Raw genomic sequence first — 15,378 nt, forward strand, 5'->3', positions numbered from 1 at the left:
ACGATGAGATTGCCTCGGCTACAATTAATCGAACTTGATCACACCCGTGGTATGAAGCAGCACCAAAAATACGAGTACTGGCGCGATATAACGGAGCATGAATAGCCATACCCGGAACCAGCCGGCTTTCAGGCCAGCGGCATCTGCCGCCTTCTTCCAGAAGTATCCTGCAAAGAGAGTGGTGATCAGACCCCCGACCGGAAGCAGAATATTGGATGTGATGAAATCCAGCCAATCGAAGAAGTTTTTGCCACCGATATCGGAAAGCCCAGGTACGATGCCGAATGACAACGCGGAGGGTAGACCGATCAGCATAACCAGTACGCTAATGGCGATTACGGCTTTAGTCCGTCCCCAATGCCAGCGGTCCATGACATACGAGGTTGGGACCTCCAGCAATGAGACGGAAGATGTTAATGCGGCGATGGCTAGAAGAATAAAGAACAATCCCCCGAAAAAAGAACCCAGCGGCATGGCCGAGAAGGCAGCTGGCAAGGCAATGAAGACAAGAGAAGGTCCGGCATTCGGTTCAATCCCGAAAGAAGCGGTTGTCGGGAATATAATGAGCCCGGCAATAAACGCATAAATCAGGTCACCCGCGCCGATGGCAAGGGTTGCTGGACCTAGCGATTGTCGCTTATCCACATAAGCGCCGTAGGTCAACAGAATCCCCATCCCCAGCGAGAGGGAGAAGAAGGCATGACCCAGCGCGACCAGCGCTGCTTCCGGGCTCAGCTTCGAGAAGTCAGGATTCAAGAAGAAGGAAACGCCCGCGCCAGCTCCTGGCAAGGTTACCGCACGGATCATTAGTACGATCAACAGAATGATTAGGCCCGGAATCAGAACCTTGTTGAATTTCTCGATCCCTCCGGAAATTCCTTTAGCTACAACCCATCCGGTAATAATAATAGCGGCGAATTGCCATATAATCGGCATGTAGCCTTCCGTAAACGTAGTAAATTGACCACCGAAATCGGTATTGTTGTACAGATTGCCGCTAAACGACATGACCGCATAATGTAGCGTCCAGCCTGCCACAATAACATAGAAGGTCAGAATGAGAAACGGTGCAATGACCTGGAGCAATCCAAGATGACCGAAGACTTTCGGTCCGCCCGCTTTAACGAAGGAAGTTGCAGCACTCCCGCGGCCAGCTCGTCCGATGGCAAGCTCGGCCAACAGGACGGGCAGACCGATCACGATGAGACAGATAATAAAGAGCAGGAAGAAAGCTGCGCCGCCGTGTTCTCCCGTAATGTAAGGAAACTTCCACATGTTTCCGAGGCCGACAGAGCTCCCGATCGCGGCCAGAATAAATCCAGCAGAGGAAAAACGATCATTTTTCCCCGTTGAAGCTGGGTTGTTGAGCTGAGATTTCATAGATGTTCCCCCAGTTGATTAAAGTTAAGTTCCTCTATTATATTTCAAGTTCTGGCAGAAAGGCATAAGTAATTTTTCCTAAGGGATGAGGACCTGCTTTTTTTATTATGCTGCGAACACAAAGGTTTCAATACTAACAATAACCACGATTTGTAAATAAATAAACCTTAAACACCAAGTTTAAGGAAATGAAGAGGCTTTGGGTAGGGAAAAAATCACAAATTAAACCCTTCCGGAAGCGAAAGTTGGCGGGGTTGACAAACATCTTATATTGTTATATCTTTATATTAAGATAAATGAAAATCAAATGGAAAAGAGGGATATCATGATCAAAAGCTTAACCCGGATTAATGAATTGGCTAAAAAACAGCGGGAGGGGGTACTTACTGCCGCGGAAAAAGCCGAACAGCAAGTTTTGCGCACGGACTATCTGCGTGAAATTCGCGGACAGGTGCTAAGCACCTTTTCGGGATTAAGCATCGTGGATCCCGACGGAAATGACGTGACACCTGAAAAACTTCGTCATGAGCAGAAGAAGCTGAGAGAATATTAAATTGCCGTGACTGTGTAACGACTTTACACAGTATGGTGAGCATAATAATACAAAGAAGGGATCGTCATGTCATGGTGATCCCTTCTTTGTATTAAACACAGTTGCGTGAGGGGGCCTTTATCCAAACCGCTCCGTCTTGTACCACTTGGATTCCCTGCCCGTGATTTTATCCACGATCAAGGAGTAGAAGGCCTTAATAGATATGACGAGGAACAGCTGAGAGTAGGTGAAGTAGGACACGCAGGAGAGAATGAAGTTGCGCGTGTTGCTCTGGCCAATGTCCGTTGCGAGCGCCAGGTTAATCTGCAGGACGTAAATGTAATACATTAAGGCCCAAGCAATGATGAGATACATATATACATCGCCCTCAAACCGGAAAGGTGAGACGACGGCAGGATTAAACAGCGCGATGATCTGATACACGATGTTGGCGACAAAAATGATATCCGAGATGATGATGGCAATCATAAACCAGAAGTAACTGGCCGCGTAATACAGCACATGCAGCTTAATCCGCCAGCTGGTCCGGTCAAACAGATGATGAATATTGTCCGTGACAACGCTGTAGTTGCCTTTGGCCCAGCGTTCGCGCTGCTTCATGTACACCTTCAGATCCTCGGGCTCCTGCTGATAAGCTTCGGCTTGGGGAGCCAGCGCAATCAACTGCCCTTTCGTCAGGATCTCGAATGAAATTGCGGTATCTTCGGTGATGGCATGCTCATCCCATCCGCCGATGTCCTGAATGAGCGCGGTTTTCACGATAAAGTTCGTGCCCGGAATGGTCCCCAGTTTAAACAGCTGCCATAACCCGGTATGATGCACGCGCTGAATGGTCACCAGCTCCAGATTGATGCAGCGGGACAGGAAATTCTGTCCGCGGTTTCGGGCCTTGTTGCGTCCGAAGACGGCCCCGTAGCGTTCGGGCTGCTCCATCGCCTTCTGCGTCAGGAACAACAGGGCATTTTTCTCGGGTGCGGCATCCGCGTCGTAGACACAGATCCATTCTCCCGTTGCCTGCTTGAGCGCGTCGTTTAGGGCACCTGATTTGCCGCCGGTTCCGGTTCTCTCCAGAATAAGAAAGTCGCGGTCCCGGTAACGCTCATTCGCTTTGAGCGCTTTTAACCGCTCGGCCGTATGATCCTTGCAATTGTCGGCGATGACAATCAGTTGCATTTTGTGGTGAGGGTAATTCATCTGCAGAATGTGCTCGACCGTTGCCTGGATGACCAGTTCCTCGTTATGCGCGGGCACCATGACCGTCACGGTGGGGAAATCCTCCAGATTGCTCGGATTCACCAGCTTCTTCCGGTTTTGTTTATGAATGAACACGATGGCCCCCGCCATGATAATGATCGATTCCAGCACGGCAATCCATATACTGATAATGGAGATGACCAGGAAAAAGTCAGTCACTGAACCTCCCCCGATCATATTTTCGTTTGACTTTCGAACGGAAGCTTAAGGTGGCAATCGTCAGAATAACGATGGCGATGGAGAACACGATGCTGACCCCGATGCACAGAGGGATAAACCAGCTGGTATACGACATCGGCTGCAAGCCTCCTTTTGATTGATGATGGTAACTTAACTTCATTAAATATATTCCCCGATGAGGTCGGTTTCGGTATTCCGTTCTAATGCAGAGATGACGTCATCGATATTTTCGTATCGGCTAAATTGCTCCTTCTGAAATACGAGGCCGCCGGCGCGGACCACAAGCTTGAGGGACATGCCTTTCTTGTCACGGAAGGGGACGTTCATCATGGCGACTTTGATGCGCTCCATAAGGCTTTTGAGATATTCCGGCTTGGTGAGCGGGCACAGAATGATAAAGCGTCCTTCTCCAATGGAGAATTTATAGTCCTCATAACGAATCTGCTGCTGAATCGTGCTTGACAGTTCCATAATCAGCTTGGCAAAGCGGTGGGCTCCGACGTTTTCCCTGGTCAGGGGGAGGAAATCGAGCTTAAACATCATGATGCAGAAGCTGTACTGATCCGAATATCGATTGGCCAGATTGGCTTGTTTCACCAGCGTATCTTCGAAAGCATCCTTGCTGCCAAGAGAGGTGTCGATGTCGATATCCGGGTTGGTTTTCCTCAATTGCTCGAGACGCCTTATGAACCTTCGGCTTCGTACCAGAGCCAGCTTGATGAAGACAGCAATCGTGGTATTGGCGGGCAGCAGCAGAATCCAGGAGAGTGTGAGTGCATTGACCGGGGCCAGAGTGGACAACCATACGAAATAAGTGACCAAATACACAAACACCGTAACCGTCGAAACGCCTACCGGAAGAAAGAAGCCGATCAATAAGGCGCCCAGTGTACCGACGCTGAACAGGAATTCCGTGAAAGTAAAACTTTGGTTTACATAGATGTTCCAGAATATGAACAACTGCTGGACCATGGCGAGAGCAATCAGCAGAAAATAACCGAGTTCGACGCGACGTAAAGGGGTGGACTTTTTCATGTTTTACCTACTTTCTAATCTCTTAAACCTTTTATCGCAGTAGTTAGGCCATTCCATATGTTATTTAAAAATTACCCAAATGTCGATAGATATATCGAACGTTGACATAATCTACACATTGGATAACGAATTTAATGTCCACTGACCCTGGGATTCTTCTTTCAACTGACCCTTACGGAAATCTTGGCATATGGGGTAGAGTAGAGAATAACGTCTTCATGATGTCACAGGTGGTATATCCCGTTTGTCTTATAAGTGGTGTAGCTTTCATGCTAGAGAATATACAGAATAAGAAGGTGTGCCTGATGTTATTGGATCAAATCTATACCGAATACAAGCCGATGATGTTCAGCCTGGCCTATCGGATGCTGGGGAGTGTGGCGGATGCAGAGGACATTGTGCAGGATGTTTTCTCCCAATTCGTGCAGATGGATCGGGGAGAAGTACTGAACGAGAAGGCATATTTGGCCAAAATGACAACGAACCGCTGCATCAATCTGTTGAAATCGTCCAGACGCCAGCGCGAAACGTATACCGGTCCCTGGCTGCCGGAGCCGATGCCGGACTATGACATGCTGACGCGGTCCGATCCTGCGGAACGCCGCGAAACGATTGGTTATGCCTACCTGGTGCTGCTTCAACGGTTAACGCCGCTGGAACGTGCCATTTATATCGCCAAGGATACGCTGGGGCTTGAATATCCGATCATAGCGGAGATGCTTGGAAAGACGGAGATCAGCTGCCGCAAGACCTTCAGCCGTGCCAAGCAGAAAATGGGGCAGGCCACGGAGAGGCCAAAGGGAGTAAATGTCCGGACGGAAACGCAGGAACGCTTCGTTGAAGCATTCCTGCGGGCGTCCGATATGGGCAATTTTAAGCCACTGTTGTCTTTCCTGAAGGAGGAGGTTACGCTGCTATCGGATGGCGGCGGCAAAGCAAAGGCAGCCATCAATCCGATACTGGGCGTGGAACGGGTACGTGCTTTCTTCGAGGGGTTATCTGCCAAAGGCTCGTTTCGAGAAGGATTTGAACCCGTCACCGTAAACGGGGAGCCCGGTTTATTGCTGAAGCGGGACGGCAGGGTCTCCATGGTGCTGACGGTAGAATGGGAACCCGACTTATCCCGCATCAGTCGGATTTTTCTTGTGGTGAATCCGGATAAATTACAGCTGTTTAATCAAAACAGCCCGGGAACAGACCTGTAGCGACACCGATCCGGTTCCAGGCATTGATCGTTGTGATAGCCATGATCAGATCGACGAATTGCTTCTCGTCAAAATGCTTGCGCACGCGTTCGTATACCTCTGTAGGAACACCGGCCTCGGATAGCTTAGTCACGCACTCCGTCAATTCGATGACGGCCCGTTCCTCGTCGGAATATATCGGGACTTCCCGCCACATCGGCAGAAGGAGGAGGCGATCCACGCTTTCGCCCATGGATAGCAGATCCTTGGAATGCATATCCACGCAGTAGGAGCAGCCGTTGATCTGGGATGCCCGGAGCTTAATGATCTCGTACAGTTTGTGATCGAGTCCGCTTTGTTGGGCCGCTTGCTCCAGGGCAAGCAGGGTTTTGAAGGCTTCGGGATTGGCCGATCGGTAATTCATTCGCAGTTCCATATTCAGTTCCCCTTTTTGGTATGATTTTTGATGTTCACCCATATGACAGTTGGCCGTGCAGAATTGTGACATGTCCAACGGAAAAAGAAAGAAACCCTTCAAAGGTGGAGAACGAAAGACCGAAAAAGATGGGCGCTTCTTGGCAGAAGCGCCGTTCCGGGCAGCGTTCATGTTCATCCAGAGGGTTTCTTTGTCGTTTATAACGTTGTATATGTTATTTTCCGGCCTTAAGCTGGACGCGCAGGACATCGTCTCGCTTATGAGTGGCATACTTCGAAATATACACCTCAAGCTCGGTCTTGTCGAAATTCTCATACACGTCCATATGTTTATTGTTGTCATCGCCGAACAGGCTAGTCATGGCTGGCATTCCATAGTTCCGGTCGTTGCCGTCAAGATAATAGGTTTGGTTAACGCCTCCGAACGCCGGATCTGCGCTGGAGGATTCCACATAGAGGTTATTCTCCTTCATGTAATAGATCCATGTGATCTGATAACCCGCAATGCTGGTCGTTATGGTCTGATGCTTAGCCGAAATATCGGTCAAGCGGATCGGACTCTTGTCTCCATCATATGCATCGACGCGGTGCTTGGCGATCAGGGACACAGGCTGGTTCGCCAGGGAGGCCGCATTCAGTCCGGTCATTTCAAATCGCAGCTCCGTTTTATTGTGTTGTCCCTGAACAGACCATATATTTCCGTTCAATAGCGTTCCGCCTATATCCAGTTGGTATTCCATGTAAGGAACCTGCGTGTATTTTTCTTCATGGGTCAGGATCAACCGGACTTGGGTTGGCGTAACGATCATTTCATGGATCTTCGTTCCGCCAGGGACCTGATCTACAGGGATATTCAGCGTTTCCTTAAACGTTCCATTATCCATTTGTTTCTTGGACAGGGCCATATTTAAGCTCCAAGTACCCTCTGCGGACTCAAGTGTGCGATCATAAGCAAGCTGGAAAGCAGTACCTTCTGCAAGCAACTGGTCGGACTCGAATATTTGCTGATTTACAAATTCTCCAGCTGCACCCGGGGTTCCATTAAAGGAAGGCTCGGTTTCCTTGATAATCTCACTCTTGTCATTGATGGCCTCTACTCGCACCCAGCCTCTACTGCTCATCTCGGGATCCGTATACGTAATGGCCGTTCGAAGCAGGACATTTCCATCGGATTGATCGAATGACTGCAGGCTCACGCTGTCAATGCCATCTTTCTGGATAGGGAATACCTGTGTATTGGAGTTACTAGGGTCGTAGTTGATGGACTGTTTTCCATCGCCGGTAAAATGGATATTCTCCATGGCAAACTCAATATCCGCCATCTGGCCGTCAGCGACCCAATCGGTCTCAAAATAACCTTGGAATACGCCTAGCTCCTCATTCCATTGATGGGAGTAACGGCCCTCGATGGATTGGCCCTCCTTATCTTTAAGCCCAATATGATCAAAGGCTGATTGCTCACCAGCCCGTGAGCCGGGATTCAAACTATAGAGCAGGAATGTCCGGTTCTCATCGATAAACGCCGTGTGCACCGTTAAGGTGATGCCATCCTTTGTAACCGATTGCTCAATCGTCTGGCCAAGCTCCTGCTCTAGTGCGGTCTGGATACCGGCCCTGTAAGATAGAAGATTGGACCAATCATAGTTCAGGGCTGCATAGACTGGTGTAGCCATCAAGGCGACGGATAGCCCCGTGATGATTGCAATACGTTTTCGTTTTCGCGGACGAAGTGGAACCGATTCACCCCCGGCCACCTTCAATTCGTTCTGCTGGACGCTGCTCCACATCCGATCAAAATCCGGATAAGACACGTTATTCGCCTCTTTCATTTGGTTTTTCAGATTGTTCTCAAAACGATCCAAATTGGTTCTCTCCCTTCAGCCAAAAGCCGTTATGGTGTTCAAGCTTTTTGCGCATGATTTTCAATGCTTTGTGAAGCCTTGATTTAACCGTCCCGACTGGAATCTTCAACGTTTCAGCGATTTCTGCCATCGACAGCTCACCGATATAGCGGAGCGTGACAACGGCCATTAGCTTATCCGGAAGCTGCCGCAGCAATTTCTCCCATTCCGCCGCCGCTGCTTTTTCCAATATGATGGTGTCTACGGATTTAACCGATGCCGTGGTCTGCTCGTGGAGCCACTCGACCTGGCTTTGCTTGTCCCGCTGGGTCTGATTCCTTCTAAGCAGGTTCAAGCAATGGTTCATCGCGATGCGCATAATCCAGGCGCGTGTATGCTCAACACTTCTCCAATCCTGACGAAATACGGTGACAAAAACGTCGTGGCAGAGATCTTCCGCATCTTGCGCGTTACGCAGCATGTAGTAACAGGTGCGGTATACATCCTTGTTATAAGAATCGAACAACTCGCGTTCCGTCAATCCAAGGCACTCCTTTCTTCGCGTTATGTCTAATAAACAAATGACCCCTAGAAAGGGTTCATCTTTTTTTTGGCTGCCGTAATGCAGCGAAGGTTTGAGTCCGTCTCCGTAACTGTTAATTGATTTCATTCTAACAAAAAAGAACATCTGCCCCACGATATAAAAAGAAGGACAGATGTTCTATGGATATCTGTAAGTTTAGAAGCCGCTGACAGGCTCGTTAGAACCATCGATTAAGCATATTACAGAGGGTTATCACTGGATCGCTGGCGGTTTAAGCTATGCGGAACCAGCTGATTTGCACTTCGCCTTTAATGATAAGGAAGACGTCGGCTCGTCCAGTTAATCCTGTCAGTTGAGCTTGAACCGTAGTCCAGGCTTGGCGTCCGCCGGTCGGCAGAATCTTGCAGCTTCCAGCTGCAGGACCATCCGGGCTGCCGGTCGTAATGACGATTTCGCCGCCCTTGATATGCCCGCTCACCCTGGCCTCGAACATTGCCGGGGAATCACCGAGATCCGTTTCATGGAAAGCGATCCATCCCGTCTCGTCGGTTAAACGAATGCTTTCGCCGCCTTCACGGCATTCATCCAGGAAGACACCCTGGTAGTCGTCATAATTCACCGCTCGAACAGGCTCTCGCAGAGTGCGTGGAGGGATCGTCTCACCTTCGACTTGAAGGACTGCGGTTTCCGGCAATTGGCTGGAGGACGGTCCAGCCATGAGCGTGTAAGTCCCCTTTTCAACGCAGTAGCGATCCCGGGTGACATCCCAGAACGCCAGATCCTCCGCTTTGAGCTCAAAGCTTACCGTTTTCGAAGCTCCCGGGGCCAGATGGATGCGACGGAAGCCTTTCAACGTTTTGGAAGGGCGAATGATGCGGGAGGAATCAGCATTCACATACAGCTGAACCACCTCATCTCCGGCCAACGTGCCCTCATTCCTGACGGTAACGTTGACAGTTACGCTACCATCGGCGGTAATTTCCGACTGGCTTAGCGACAGACCACGGTAATGGAAGCGGGAATAGCTGAGACCATGACCGAACGGATACAGCACATCCCCGTCGAAATATTGATAGGTCCGTTTCCCTTTGATAATGTCGTAATCCATGAGGTCTGGAAGCTGTTCGATTGACTTATACCACGTCATATTTAAGCGACCGCCCGGATTGAAATCTCCGTACAGAACGTCGGCAACCGCATGACCCAGCTCCTGTCCGGCATGAGACGTAAAGAGGATGGATGGCACATGCTCCTGTTCCCAGTTCACGGCGAACGGATATCCGCCTACGATGACAACCACCGTATTGGGATTGGCTTCATAGACCGCCTGAATTAAGGCTTGCTGAGTAGGCGGGAGGGTGATGTCGGGACGGTCGATCGTTTCCTTGCCGTTAATGAACGGACTGTTTCCCACGAAGACTATGGCGGTTTCAGCCGATGCTGCTGCCGCGACGGCTTCAGCGATGCCGTCCTGAACCGTCTCGATGGCCATTGGCGTTCCCGCATCTTCGCTGCTGCCTACCACAAGCCGTCCGTGCTTATCCAGTAGGATCGGTTTGCCCTCCCAATTGTTCATTACAAAGCTTCCATCCGGTAACACCTCGAAGCTGAAAGCCTCTTTAACGAACCAGCCGCGAGCCTCGTCGGCCGTTGCTTGCAGTCCCGTCTCGGTTTCAGTTACGAATTTGCTGCTACTGGCGAGCCGAAGCGTCACGGAGCCCCACCCCCAGTCGTTCCGCTCGAACACCGCCGCTCCGGAGGGCTCAGCCGTGCTTGCAAACAGCCCGCCATTCTCTTCTGAAGATAAGGCGATATATTTGCCGCTAACAGCAGAAAGAAGACGTACCTGGTCCAATCCCGTATGAAAATGGACGCTGCGTTCCCCCATTTTCTCCTGCACGCCCTGAAGCGGCGTTATCCGGTATGGAGGCGTACCGCTGTACCAATCCGTAAATGCTTCGTTAGCCAGGGGACCGATGACAGCAGCGGACTTCAACTGATCACGCTTAAAGGGCAGTAATCCATCGTTTTTCAGGAGGACGATCGATTCCCGGGCGGCTCGAAGAGATAATTCGGCATGCTCGGGCGCGCAGAGCTTCGACTCCGGCACATGGCTGTAAGGATTCGGTTCTTCCGGATCGAATTCCCCTAGACGGAAGCGGACGCGGAAAGTATTGCGCAGGGCATGATCCAGATCCTGCTCCTCAAGCAATCCTTGCTCTAATGCGTCGCGAAGAGCACGGAAGGAGATGTCCTGATCATCGGTAATGCTGTCGATACCGGCTTTAACGGAGCCGGCAACGGCCTCTGCATAGGAGGATACATATTGATGGTCCATGACAGTGCCCAGAACGTCACCCGCGTCCCCTACCACGAATCCGTCCATGCCCCATTCCTGTTTGACGATGTCGTTCACTTCATGGTTCAGGTTGCACGGCGTGCCGTTGATGCCGTTATACGCGGTCATCATGGAACCGGCTTTCCCTTCCCGGAACGGTGCCTCGAAAGCCTTCAGATAATACTCGCGTTTGTTCCTCGGATCGATGCTTACCGAGGCGCTGCCGCGGTCAACTTCGTTGTTATTGCCGTAGAAGTGCTTCAGGGTAGCTACTGTTTTGTAGTAGAAGGGATGGTCTCCCTGCATGCCCTTCACAAGCCCGGTGGAGAGTTCCCCGGTCAGGTGCGGGTCTTCCCCGTAGGCTTCTTCCGTGCGTCCCCATCGTGGGTCGCGTTCCAGATCCACCGTGGGTGCCCAGATGGTCAGTCCGTTGATGGCCCGGTCGCGCTGGTAATAGACGCGGGCTTCGTCCGCGATGACCGATCCGATCTCCCGCATCAGCTCGGGATTCCAGGTACACGCAAGCCCGGTATTTTGCGGAAATACCGTCGCTTCGCCAAGCCATGCCACGCCGTGAGCACCTTCGGTGCCATGCTTATATTTTTGCACGCCGAGGCGGGGGATTTCCGCCTGGTATTGGCACATTAATTCAATTTTTTCGTCCAAGGTAAATCGGGATACAAGATCATTAACCCGTTCTTCCAGCGGAAGATCCGGATTCTGGAATGGATATTTCATGGAGCAAAACCTCATTTCTATGCAGTTGGAATGGAAACGCTCTCAGTTATACATGTGATAAGTTCATGCTTCTCTTAAGCCAATTAGACCAATTCCATCATAGCGTGCAAAGCGGAGCCGTAATACACCGAGAATTAGTGCAGTTTTCATGTGGGAATTTCGATTCCTTCAGGACAGCTGATTTGACGATCTCATCGCCTCCGCGCCTCATCTTGTAAACTGGTGGTGTTTGATGTTTTGTAAGGGCTCCAGGAAACTGGGGGAGGAATGGGCTGCCGGGGATCGTCCTGTCCTTTTGTAACCCAGTCATTAGATCAAGCGTTAGATTAATAATGAATGAAATAAATGGAGGAGACGAGAGAAAGGAGTGATTTTATTCCAAGAGCAAAGAAAATCATAATTGCAGTATTAGTGGTGCTCTTAGCAGCTACTATGGCGATTATTTATTATTCTGTTCGATTGCCTTCTACAAGCGTCATTGCCCATTCTACTAAAATAGAAAAGATCTCTTTTCTATACCTGAAAGGAACTAACGTGATACCTTACCTCATCGAATTCGAAGACCAAAATGAAGAGCTTAATCAATTGATGAGCATTTTAGACTCCGTTTCGTATACGAGATCGTCGAGATCGTTTTTTAGCAGAAACATAAGAAATGATGGGGGGCCAACGTTTGCATTCATTATTTTTTACCGTGATCGTGACGGAGAAATAGATGATTATTTTTTGGATATCAATCAAAAAGGTTATGTTCTAAGGGGAGGGAAGAAAATATATAAAATGGTTGATCGGGAAGAGGAGGTCTTTGATCAGCTTTCCAGATGGCTGTTTGAAAGAGCTGTTAGAATGCCAGTAACTTAAAAGCTGAAAGAAATGAACACGGAATAGAACGAAGGATTTATGAAACCTCTCCGATGAAAGGGATGCTTAAGCGCCTCCGTTTCTTCTTGAGAGGTTTCTGTTTTCTTTCGTCCGTTACATTCTGCAAATCTCTTTGGGGCAGTCCTCGCAGTGGCAGATATTCCGTAAATAGTCGGGATCATTCAGAACGATGCGTCCCCGTTCGGTAGAAATCACGCCTTGATCCTTAAGCTCGTTCAATATCCGGTTAACGCTTTCACGGGTGGAGCCAATCATCTCCGCCATTTCCAAATTCGTAATCCGCTTGCCAATGATAGATCGTCCATCCTTGATTGTCCCACTCGTTCCGTACATATTGTACAGTCGCAGCAGCAGTGAGCAAAGAGCCCCGGATTTACCATGCAGCAGCAGGTCGCGTAATTTGCTCTGCGCGGTGCGCTGCATGAGTGCCATCCAGCCCATATATTCCACGGCAAAGTCCCCGTTGGTGCGGATGACTTTATCCAGTTCGGCCTGCGGCACAATTCCGACCTCACTATCCTCCAAGGCTTTGGCTTCGAATTGATGAACGGCTCGTCCGAACGGATCGGGTTCACCGAACAGATCGCCGGGGACGTGAAGCGATAAGGTAGCAGACAATCCATCTTCCAGCAGCTTGGATACCTTCAAGCTTCCACGGTTTACAAAGTACAGCCGATCCGCAGGATCATTCTCCTGGTATAGATAATCGCCGGCAAACAAACGGACAGGCTCAGCCATCTCCCGGATCAGAGCGAGATGCGGTTGTGAATAGACAGAGGAAGTACCCGCTGGAAACAACCCTCCATTCCATGTTTCCGACCTTGCAGCTCGATTCTGTTTCATACGATCTTCTCCTTCCATAAGTTTATTCGGCAAGCTGATAATCGTCATTGGTCAGCTTAAATGCATGGGTCAGACCTGAGGTGAGATAGATTTGATGATCGGTGGTGACAAAAATGGCTTCGGCATCGTCGCGGCTCTCGACGAACTGCCGTCCTTCCGTTAGTCCAAGCGAGAAGACGGAAGTTGACATGGCGTCGGCGTCCATGGACGTGTCGGTCACAATCGTTACGCTGAGCAGGTCATTATCGACCGGATAACCAGTGAAGGGGCTCAGAATATGGTGATACACCTTCCCTTCTGCTTCGAAGAAGCGCTCGTACACGCCGGAGGTTACGATTGTCTTATTGACGACCTTCAGTGTTCCCAGATGCTGCCCACGCTTTTCTCCGGGATCCTGGATGCCGATATTCCACGGTGAACCGTTCGGTTTCGAGCCCATGGCAAGGATATTGCCCCCAAGATCGATGATGGCCGAATGAAAATCCTGCTGCTGCAAATAATCCGCGATGACGTCCGCTGCATATCCTTTGGCGATGGCCCCCAGATCCAGCGACATTCCTTCTTTCTTCAGCAGAATGGCATGGGATGCAGGATTCAAAATGACATCCTTGTAGTTCATTCGCTTCATGGCAGCATCCAGCTCATCCTCTTCCGGCACAGCGGGGTGTTCACCGCCAATGCCCCAGAGGTCTACAAGCGGGCCTACGGTCGGTTCGAAATGTCCGCCGGAAGCCGCCGCATAATCGATGGCGGTTTGGACAACCTTGAAGGTTTCCTCGGATACGCTCACTTCGGACTTGCCCGCCGCTTGATTGACCCGATCAATCTCGCTGTCCGCCAGCTGCCGGTTCATGCGTTGGTCGATCCGATCCAGCAGTGCGCCTACCTCATCGAAATGCTGGGACGTCATCCGTTCATCGTAAACGCGGAGACTTACAATGGTATCGAATATAAAGTAACGTTCGGTTGCCGGTTCGTTGCTGGCGGCTACCTTCTGATCTGCTGTGGTTGTGCAGCCAATCGATCCCGTCATCAACAGGGTGAGCATGATCAACAGGCTGCTGTAGGAAAGAAGCTTCCTATACATGACAGTGCCTCCTCTTTTCAGTTCTGGTGCTGTTCTCAATCGAGTTCCGATGATCCCAGCGTATCAGACCCTTCCCTTGCTGAATGTGAGAAAAATCATTTCTGGCACTTGGTGCAGCCCTGATAATGAAGATAAGCAAAGCGAAGTGGAGAGATGCTGATGAAACGCGGAGATATTGGAATAGCGCTCGTGCTGATAGTGGTTGTCGCCTGGTTTGGAATATCCAAGTTTATGGGAGAAGACGGAGCGGCGCAGGGAAACTATGCCATGATCGAGGTGAATGGAAAGCATTATGATACGGTGGCGCTTACGGAAGAGCCCCGAGATATAGAAATCCGGACAGAACGGGGTTATAACCTCTTGAGGGTCTCCCGCGAGGGGATCGAGATGGTGGAGTCGGATTGTCCGGATCAGCTCTGCATTGGGTTCGGTCACGTTCACGATGTTCATGGCACCATAGTATGTTTGCCCAATCGGGTGTTTGTAGAAGTGACTGGAGATCAAGTTGAAGGAAGTGAGCCGGATGCCGTTGTCTCCTGATCCCCATGCACTCCGCAAGCTGGTCGTAATCGCCATCTGCGCTTCCTTATCGGTGGTGCTTGGCATTGTGGAAGCCCTGATTCCATTTGCGGTCACGATACCCGGTGCCAAGCTGGGACTTGGCAATATTTTGGTGCTGACCTGTCTAGTCTGCCTAGGGGGCAGGGATGCCCTGTGGCTTATTGTTTTAAAGACATTGCTGACTGCCTTTATACTGGGAAGCTTTTCGACCTTTCTGTTCAGTATGTTCGGCGCGCTGGCGAGTTTTTTGGTGATGTATGTCATGCTTAGGCTCGGGGGCCATAATTTCAGTTTAACCGGCGTGAGCATCGCAGGTGGCATTGCTCATAATATTGGCCAATTAACGGTAGCTTCGCTGGTATTGGGAACAACCAAAATTTATTATTACTTGCCATTTTTGCTCGGGGCGGGTGTCGTGACGGGGATCTTTGTGGGATGGGCTGCAAAACATCTGATCGAATCCCTGCGACGTATCGATCCGTTTGGCATGTTTCACACGGAAAGTTAAGGAGGAGGCGTTAGG

Annotated in this window: 15 protein-coding genes; 5 read left to right on the forward strand and 10 right to left on the reverse strand. The window is 50.2% G+C overall.

All coding sequences use genetic code 11. The features are described 5' to 3' along the window. Window positions 1–24 precede the first annotated feature (24 nt). A complete protein-coding gene (locus MHH48_RS02175; protein ID WP_076322485.1) occupies window positions 25–1,380 on the reverse strand; it encodes a sodium-dependent transporter in 1,356 nt (451 codons plus the stop codon). A 325-nt stretch (window positions 1,381–1,705) separates the two neighbouring features. Here MHH48_RS02175 and MHH48_RS02180 point away from each other — a divergent pair, with 325 nt between their 5' ends. Further along, a complete protein-coding gene (locus MHH48_RS02180) occupies window positions 1,706–1,933 on the forward strand; it encodes a DUF896 domain-containing protein (RefSeq protein WP_076322484.1) in 228 nt (75 codons plus the stop codon). 117 nt (window positions 1,934–2,050) lie between these two features. On the opposite strand, the gene MHH48_RS02185 is transcribed toward MHH48_RS02180, so the two are convergent. From MHH48_RS02185 to MHH48_RS02195, 3 genes are read right to left on the reverse strand one after another with little or no spacing between them, the layout of a single operon-like run. Continuing rightward, window positions 2,051–3,346 (reverse strand): glycosyltransferase, encoded by a 1,296-nt coding sequence (locus MHH48_RS02185; protein ID WP_076322483.1) that lies wholly within the window; start codon window positions 3,344–3,346, stop codon window positions 2,051–2,053. Then, on the reverse strand, window positions 3,339–3,482 hold the full coding sequence (locus MHH48_RS02190; RefSeq protein ID WP_179090625.1) for a hypothetical protein: 144 nt from the start codon (window positions 3,480–3,482) through the stop codon (window positions 3,339–3,341). Before MHH48_RS02190 ends, MHH48_RS02185 begins: the two co-directional genes overlap by 8 nt. 44 nt (window positions 3,483–3,526) lie before the next feature. Next, complete coding sequence (locus MHH48_RS02195) at window positions 3,527–4,402, reverse strand: GGDEF domain-containing protein (RefSeq protein WP_076322482.1); 876 nt, start codon at window positions 4,400–4,402, stop codon at window positions 3,527–3,529. Window positions 4,403–4,707: 305 nt separating this feature from the next. Here MHH48_RS02195 and MHH48_RS02200 point away from each other — a divergent pair, with 305 nt between their 5' ends. Then, window positions 4,708–5,607 (forward strand): sigma-70 family RNA polymerase sigma factor, encoded by a 900-nt coding sequence (locus MHH48_RS02200; RefSeq protein WP_076322481.1) that lies wholly within the window; start codon window positions 4,708–4,710, stop codon window positions 5,605–5,607. Here MHH48_RS02200 and MHH48_RS02205 read toward each other — a convergent pair. From MHH48_RS02205 to MHH48_RS02220, 4 genes are all read right to left on the reverse strand, one after another. Continuing rightward, on the reverse strand, window positions 5,576–6,022 hold the full coding sequence (locus MHH48_RS02205; RefSeq protein ID WP_076322687.1) for a carboxymuconolactone decarboxylase family protein: 447 nt from the start codon (window positions 6,020–6,022) through the stop codon (window positions 5,576–5,578). The two genes, MHH48_RS02200 and MHH48_RS02205, sit on opposite strands and share 32 nt — an antisense overlap. 214 nt (window positions 6,023–6,236) lie before the next feature. Then, window positions 6,237–7,883 carry a DUF4179 domain-containing protein gene (locus MHH48_RS02210; protein ID WP_076322480.1) on the reverse strand — a complete coding sequence of 549 codons (1,647 nt, stop codon included), beginning with the start codon at window positions 7,881–7,883 and terminating at the stop codon, window positions 6,237–6,239. Further along, complete coding sequence (locus tag MHH48_RS02215; protein WP_076322479.1) at window positions 7,870–8,403, reverse strand: RNA polymerase sigma factor; 534 nt, start codon at window positions 8,401–8,403, stop codon at window positions 7,870–7,872. The genes MHH48_RS02210 and MHH48_RS02215 overlap by 14 nt, the downstream gene beginning before the upstream one ends. 274 nt (window positions 8,404–8,677) lie before the next feature. Then, complete coding sequence (locus MHH48_RS02220) at window positions 8,678–11,482, reverse strand: glycoside hydrolase family 3 protein (protein WP_076322478.1); 2,805 nt, start codon at window positions 11,480–11,482, stop codon at window positions 8,678–8,680. 345 nt (window positions 11,483–11,827) lie between these two features. On the opposite strand from MHH48_RS02220, the gene MHH48_RS02225 reads away from it, so the two are divergent. Further along, window positions 11,828–12,343 (forward strand): hypothetical protein, encoded by a 516-nt coding sequence (locus MHH48_RS02225; RefSeq protein ID WP_076322477.1) that lies wholly within the window; start codon window positions 11,828–11,830, stop codon window positions 12,341–12,343. 114 nt (window positions 12,344–12,457) lie between these two features. On the opposite strand, the gene MHH48_RS02230 is transcribed toward MHH48_RS02225, so the two are convergent. Continuing rightward, window positions 12,458–13,207, reverse strand: coding sequence for a Crp/Fnr family transcriptional regulator (locus MHH48_RS02230; RefSeq protein ID WP_076322476.1), 750 nt, complete (start codon window positions 13,205–13,207; stop codon window positions 12,458–12,460). Window positions 13,208–13,229: 22 nt separating this feature from the next. Continuing rightward, window positions 13,230–14,294 carry an FAD:protein FMN transferase gene (locus MHH48_RS02235; protein ID WP_076322475.1) on the reverse strand — a complete coding sequence of 355 codons (1,065 nt, stop codon included), beginning with the start codon at window positions 14,292–14,294 and terminating at the stop codon, window positions 13,230–13,232. Window positions 14,295–14,453: 159 nt separating this feature from the next. Between MHH48_RS02235 and MHH48_RS02240 the strand changes: the two genes are divergently transcribed. Both MHH48_RS02240 and MHH48_RS02245 read left to right on the forward strand, forming a co-directional pair. Beyond that, complete coding sequence (locus MHH48_RS02240; protein WP_076322474.1) at window positions 14,454–14,834, forward strand: NusG domain II-containing protein; 381 nt, start codon at window positions 14,454–14,456, stop codon at window positions 14,832–14,834. Then, complete coding sequence (locus MHH48_RS02245) at window positions 14,818–15,363, forward strand: Gx transporter family protein (RefSeq protein ID WP_076322473.1); 546 nt, start codon at window positions 14,818–14,820, stop codon at window positions 15,361–15,363. The genes MHH48_RS02240 and MHH48_RS02245 overlap by 17 nt, the downstream gene beginning before the upstream one ends. Window positions 15,364–15,378 lie beyond the last annotated feature (15 nt).

This window comes from Paenibacillus sp. FSL F4-0100 (assembly GCF_037993005.1).
Classification (GTDB): domain Bacteria; phylum Bacillota; class Bacilli; order Paenibacillales; family Paenibacillaceae; genus Paenibacillus_AQ.

What these genes read in the sequence shown, in the direction of transcription:
- MHH48_RS02195 (WP_076322482.1), bottom strand. Translation starts at nt 4,402, where the DNA reads ATGAAAAAGTCCACCCCTTTACGTCGCGTCGAACTCGGTTATTTTCTG.
- MHH48_RS02175 (WP_076322485.1), bottom strand. Translation starts at nt 1,380, where the DNA reads ATGAAATCTCAGCTCAACAACCCAGCTTCAACGGGGAAAAATGATCGT.
- MHH48_RS02230 (WP_076322476.1), bottom strand. Translation starts at nt 13,207, where the DNA reads ATGAAACAGAATCGAGCTGCAAGGTCGGAAACATGGAATGGAGGGTTG.
- MHH48_RS02240 (WP_076322474.1), top strand. Translation starts at nt 14,454, where the DNA reads ATGAAACGCGGAGATATTGGAATAGCGCTCGTGCTGATAGTGGTTGTC.
- MHH48_RS02190 (WP_179090625.1), bottom strand. Translation starts at nt 3,482, where the DNA reads ATGTCGTATACCAGCTGGTTTATCCCTCTGTGCATCGGGGTCAGCATC.
- MHH48_RS02225 (WP_076322477.1), top strand. Translation starts at nt 11,828, where the DNA reads ATGGAGGAGACGAGAGAAAGGAGTGATTTTATTCCAAGAGCAAAGAAA.
- MHH48_RS02235 (WP_076322475.1), bottom strand. Translation starts at nt 14,294, where the DNA reads ATGTATAGGAAGCTTCTTTCCTACAGCAGCCTGTTGATCATGCTCACC.
- MHH48_RS02220 (WP_076322478.1), bottom strand. Translation starts at nt 11,482, where the DNA reads ATGAAATATCCATTCCAGAATCCGGATCTTCCGCTGGAAGAACGGGTT.
- MHH48_RS02245 (WP_076322473.1), top strand. Translation starts at nt 14,818, where the DNA reads ATGCCGTTGTCTCCTGATCCCCATGCACTCCGCAAGCTGGTCGTAATC.
- MHH48_RS02180 (WP_076322484.1), top strand. Translation starts at nt 1,706, where the DNA reads ATGATCAAAAGCTTAACCCGGATTAATGAATTGGCTAAAAAACAGCGG.
- MHH48_RS02205 (WP_076322687.1), bottom strand. Translation starts at nt 6,022, where the DNA reads ATGGAACTGCGAATGAATTACCGATCGGCCAATCCCGAAGCCTTCAAA.
- MHH48_RS02200 (WP_076322481.1), top strand. Translation starts at nt 4,708, where the DNA reads ATGTTATTGGATCAAATCTATACCGAATACAAGCCGATGATGTTCAGC.